This window comes from Hallella mizrahii (assembly GCF_009695775.1).
GTDB classification, from domain to species: Bacteria; Bacteroidota; Bacteroidia; order Bacteroidales; family Bacteroidaceae; genus Prevotella; species Prevotella mizrahii.
The window spans coordinates 1-1,598 of record NZ_VUNG01000096.1 but is presented as its reverse complement, the minus strand read 5'-3'; the positions used below and the strand labels follow the sequence as shown (position 1 = coordinate 1,598).

Below are 1,598 nucleotides of genomic sequence, written 5' to 3'. Positions count from 1 at the left end.
ACCTTAATTCCGCAACACTATAATTTAACTTTATTTATAAGTTCCTGAGCAACAAAAAGTTGCCCAGGATTTTGCCATGTCAGAATTTTCACTTATCTTAGTGTTGCAAAAAGAAAACAAGCAAAACTCTAATATGACATGGCAAAAATACAAATTAAATCTGAGAAACTCACACCTTTTGGAGGAATTTTTTCAATCATGGAGAAATTTGACTCCATGCTTTCACCCGTTATCGACTCAACACTGGGTCAGAGATGCAGCAGTATCTTCGGATATCAGTTCAGCGAGATAGTCCGTTCGCTGATGAGCGTTTATTTCTGTGGCGGCTCATGCGTGGAAGATGTAACGTCACAACTGATGCGCCATCTCTCGTATCATCCTACCCTTCGTACATGCAGCTCTGATACCATCCTCAGAGCCATCAAGGAACTGACACAGGAAAACATCTCCTATACTTCCGACCAAGGCAAGACCTATGATTTCAATACTGCAGACAAACTCAACACATTGCTTATAAACGCTTTGGTTTCTACAGGCGAGTTGAAGGAAATTGAGGAATACGATGTTGACTTTGACCATCAGTTCCTTGAAACGGAGAAGTATGATGCAAAACCGACCTACAAAAAGTTCCTCGGCTACAGGCCTGGCGTATATGTTATCGGTGACAAGATAGTCTATATCGAGAACAGCGATGGTAACACGAATGTGCGTTTTCATCAGGCAGACACCCATAAGAGATTCTTCGCTCTTCTGGAATCCCAGAACATCCGTGTAAATCGCTTCAGGGCAGACTGCGGTTCCTGCTCGAAGGAAATCGTCAGTGAGATAGAGAAGCATTGCAAACATTTCTACATCCGTGCCAACCGATGCAGTTCGCTCTACAATGACATCTTTGCTCTGAGAGGATGGAAGACGGAGGAGATTAACGGCATCCAGTTCGAACTCAATTCCATTCTCGTTGAGAAATGGGAAGGCAAGTGCTATCGTCTTGTCATCCAGAGACAAAGACGCAACAGTGGCGACCTTGACCTGTGGGAAGGCGAATACACTTACCGTTGTATTCTGACCAACGATTACAAGTCATCGACAAGGGACATTGTTGAATTCTACAATCTGCGTGGCGGCAAGGAACGTATCTTTGACGACATGAACAACGGATTCGGTTGGAGCAGGCTCCCCAAGTCATTCATGGCGGAGAATACTGTCTTTCTTCTGCTTACTGCATTGATACACAATTTCTACAAGACCATCATGAGCAGGCTTGACACCAAGGCTTTTGGGCTCAAGAAAACGAGTCGCATAAAGGCTTTTGTCTTCAGATTCATCTCCGTACCTGCCAAGTGGATCATGACTGCAAGGCAATACGTGCTGAATATCTACACAGAGAACCGAGCTTATGCAAAACCCTTCAAAACAGAATTCGGATAAGAATCCTTTCTTTCCGGTTTGAATCTGCGTATTACCTCAAGTCGCATCGTGGGGTAAGGGGATGGTGGCTACATATTGATGTTGTGCTGTTGCTTTTTACTGAAAGCTGCTACTAACGACTCATAAATCTACCCTTAATCGTGTATTGGATGATAGTTGCGGATTTTAGG

General features: G+C 43.8%; 1 protein-coding gene. It reads left to right on the top strand.

What is annotated here, in order from left to right; all coding sequences use genetic code 11:
* Positions 1 to 138 precede the first annotated feature (138 nt).
* The gene (locus FYJ73_RS15580) at positions 139 to 1,428 is read left to right on the top strand and encodes an IS1380-like element IS612 family transposase (protein ID WP_005814044.1); all 1,290 of its coding nucleotides are present in this window, start codon (positions 139 to 141) and stop codon (positions 1,426 to 1,428) included.
* Positions 1,429 to 1,598 lie beyond the last annotated feature (170 nt).